Genomic DNA, 3,084 nt, shown 5'->3' with positions numbered 1-3,084 from the left:
GAAGGAAAAGAGAAGAAAGAATGAGGAGAGGATTTTAATGGTGAAAAAGGCGACCGCCTTTTTCTTCCCCGGATCTTATTTCCTCTTTCTCTCCTTCTTTTCTCATGATTTTCATAGAAAAAACGTCGGTTTTCCGCTGGGCGGAAGCCGGCGTTTTCTTTCTATATTTTCACTATTGTTATAAGGTTAATTGATTTGCATAGTCAAACTTGATTATAATAGAGATAACTAGCAGAAAAAAGGGGACGACAAACATGGATGAACGGGCGCTGCTGCTGCTGGGCTTATTGAAGAATCAAAGCCAGCACGGCTATCAGATTAATGAGTTTATTGAGCGGAACCTAGGGAACATTATGGATTTGAAAAAGGCGACCGCCTACGCGATTCTCAGTCGTCTTCATGAAGCGGGCTATGTCACGCTTCATATGGAGCAGGACGAGAACCGGCCGCCGCGCAAAGTGTATTCGATTACGAAAGAAGGAGAAGCGCAGTTCTATCACCTGCTGCAGGCGAACCTTTCGCAGCTTGAACAGGTGGCGCTGCCAGGAGATATCGGTTTGATGTTTCTCAATTATCTTTCACCCGATGAAGCGGTGCGCTGTCTTACGACTCGGCTTGAGAACCTGGAGGAGCAGTTGCAGGTGTACGAAAGAGCAACGGAGCATGCGAATAATCCAGGCGTGGATTTGGCGATTGACCGGCGCCTTCACCTGATGAGAAGCGACCGGGAATGGCTGCGGGAGACGATCGCTACACTCAAAGCCAGATTTGAAGAAAAAAGTAAAGATTGAAAATAAAGAAGCCCGGGAAAGAGCAGTGTTGGCTGCTTTCAGGGCTTTTTGGTTTAGTGTGGGGGCGGACGAGACATCCGCCCCACGATAAAGTACAAGACCGACAGAAACGGCGGAAAGTACGAAGGTAATCGTCAGCAAAATAATGAACATTAAACGAAACAATTGCCTTCTATTCATGCTGTTTATTCGTACGATGCTTCAAAAATGCTTAGTACTTCGTCGGCCGTAATGTTGTGTGTGCCGACGAGCGTATCCGTACCATTGCCGCCCACACGGATCGTTTCATCCGCCATTAAGCGCAAATCTTCACGTTTGATGCCGACGTTCTGTAGCGTGTCATAGACGCCGATTTCTTTATACCAGTCAACGAGCGCATTAATGCCGGCTTTCGCCGCAAGTATGTCGTTATCTTCGGTGACGCGGAAAACGTTGCGGGCCAGTCGGGCCAGCCGGTGCGGGCGGTCCTTAAGCACGATTTGTTCGAGATATGCAGGCGTGATAATCGCAAGGCCGCGGCCATGCGAGATGTCATAATGCGCCGACAGCGTATGCTCCATGGCATGCACCGGAAACGCGCCGCCCCGTCCGGCATTCGCAATGCCGATAAGCGCCAGCGTACTCGTCCACAGAAGGTGTGAACGTGCTTCGTAGTTTTCCGGCTCGTCGAGCGCTTTTTTCGTATAGATAAGCACATTGCGCATCAGTCCTTCCGTCAGCTCATCCTGGACGTTGGCATGTTCATCGCCTGTCATATAGCCTTCATACAGGTGGGTGAACATGTCTGCCGCCCCGTCTGCGGTATAATTGGCCGGGACGGTGTACGTCAGCTCCGGGTCGAGAATGGCCGCTTTTGGAAACAGGGCGGGTCCGGTGATGCCTGATTTTTCTTTTGTTTCCCAGTTTGTAATGACCGCACCGGAATTCGCTTCCGAGCCGGTTGCGGCCAGGGTAGGGATGGTGATAATCGGCAGCGCTTCTTTGATCGGCAGCAGCTCTTTCCATTTGCCTGCTTTACTGCCGCGGATGTATTCGTGAATCGGGCGGCCGGACAGGGCAACGGTGGCGATAGCCTTTGCCGCGTCCATGGCCGATCCACCGCCAAGGGCGAGAATCAGTTCGCAGTTTTCTTCGCGGGCGATACGGCCCGCTTCGTCAATCGTGGTGGCACGTGGGTTTGGCTCAATACGGTCAAACAGTACATAGCTTACGCCCGCCTTATCGAGCGAGGTGGTTACTTTGTCGAGTGAGCCGGTTTTCTTCGTGGAAGAACGCCCGGTTACCAGCAGCACTTTTTTCGCGTAAGACGCAACGATATCACCGGTTTTGTTGACTTCTCCTTGACCGAAGTGAATACGGGTGGGCATATTGAGTGTGAAATTTAGCAAGTTAACGTCCTCCTTTTTTGTGCGAATTTGTTAAGATAAGAATAATAGTACCTTTCTATGTTTGCCAACAATTTCATCGTCTCATACTTACTTTTTCATAGCAAGTTTTTTCCTCAATTCGGCCATTCTAATGATAAGAGGAGGGAAGTGCTGCATGAAATGGATTTATTGGGTCGCGTTGTTTAATACAAAGTTCCAGGCCAGTTGCCTTGTAAAACGGATAGAGGAAGACTGGTGGACGAAGGGCTACCAGAGTCCGCGTATCGTTGAGATTTTCCGTGTAAAAGACGGGCGCTATGGCGTTCGCTATATGTGGTGATACGTACGAAAAACAGGAACGAAGCATGAAGAATTCATGGACTTTTTCAAATAATAAAGCAATGCCGTGCAGACAACAGTATACTTAATATTGAGAAGGAAAACCTTCTCAATGCAAGAAAAGGAACGAAGGGGGCGAGGCGTCGTGTTATTCCTCTTCAGCTTTGCGAGCCAGGATGAGATGCTGCGGATTTGCAGGGAGTACGGCGGTAACACGGTCCCCCGCCTTTCTTCCGAGAAAGAGAAAGCGGCAGCGGCTACGTACGAGCGTCTGCTGGAACGTGATTTCAGCGTAAAATTGGAGCGGCTGGCGGAAGGTTAAGAAAGAACCGGTAACAGCATAATGGATCGAATCTGCACCGTGCGCGAAGCAAAGTCGTGCACGGTTTTTCATAGAGAGCAACTTTTTCGATGATGACGACCATGCGGAAGATTATGATATAATCTAATAGAAAGCGGGGAGAGGAAATGGAGCAAATATTAGAGCAGATTTTACTGGAGCTTCGTGAGCTGAAAGATGGGCAAAAACGCTTAGAACAAAGAATGGAACGTTTAGATCAAAGAATGGACGGCCTGGAACAGAGGAT

At 49.3% G+C, this 3,084-nt stretch carries 4 protein-coding genes; 3 read left to right on the top strand and 1 reads right to left on the bottom strand.

Features of this window, described 5'->3' with window-relative positions; translation table 11 throughout:
* Positions 1-254: 254 nt before the first annotated feature.
* Complete coding sequence (locus B2899_RS08160; protein ID WP_146811034.1) at positions 255-791, top strand: helix-turn-helix transcriptional regulator; 537 nt, start codon at positions 255-257, stop codon at positions 789-791.
* Between the two features lie 185 nt (positions 792-976).
* Here the strand turns inward: B2899_RS08160 and B2899_RS08155 are convergent, their stop codons facing one another.
* Positions 977-2,179 carry an iron-containing alcohol dehydrogenase gene (locus B2899_RS08155; protein WP_286884983.1) on the bottom strand — a complete coding sequence of 401 codons (1,203 nt, stop codon included), beginning with the start codon at positions 2,177-2,179 and terminating at the stop codon, positions 977-979.
* A gap of 154 nt (positions 2,180-2,333) precedes the next feature.
* Here B2899_RS08155 and B2899_RS08150 point away from each other — a divergent pair, with 154 nt between their 5' ends.
* Together B2899_RS08150 and B2899_RS08145 are read left to right on the top strand one after the other, a co-directional pair.
* Positions 2,334-2,498: a hypothetical protein gene (locus tag B2899_RS08150; protein WP_170230305.1), complete on the top strand. Its 165-nt coding sequence runs from the start codon at positions 2,334-2,336 to the stop codon at positions 2,496-2,498.
* Between the two features lie 144 nt (positions 2,499-2,642).
* A complete protein-coding gene (locus tag B2899_RS08145; RefSeq protein ID WP_286884980.1) occupies positions 2,643-2,819 on the top strand; it encodes a hypothetical protein in 177 nt (58 codons plus the stop codon).
* The last annotated feature ends 265 nt before the right edge of the window (positions 2,820-3,084 follow it).

This window comes from Aneurinibacillus sp. UBA3580, from assembly GCF_002375825.1.
GTDB classification, from domain to species: Bacteria; Bacillota; Bacilli; order Aneurinibacillales; family Aneurinibacillaceae; genus Aneurinibacillus; species Aneurinibacillus danicus.
This window is presented reverse-complemented; position numbering and strand designations above follow the sequence as displayed.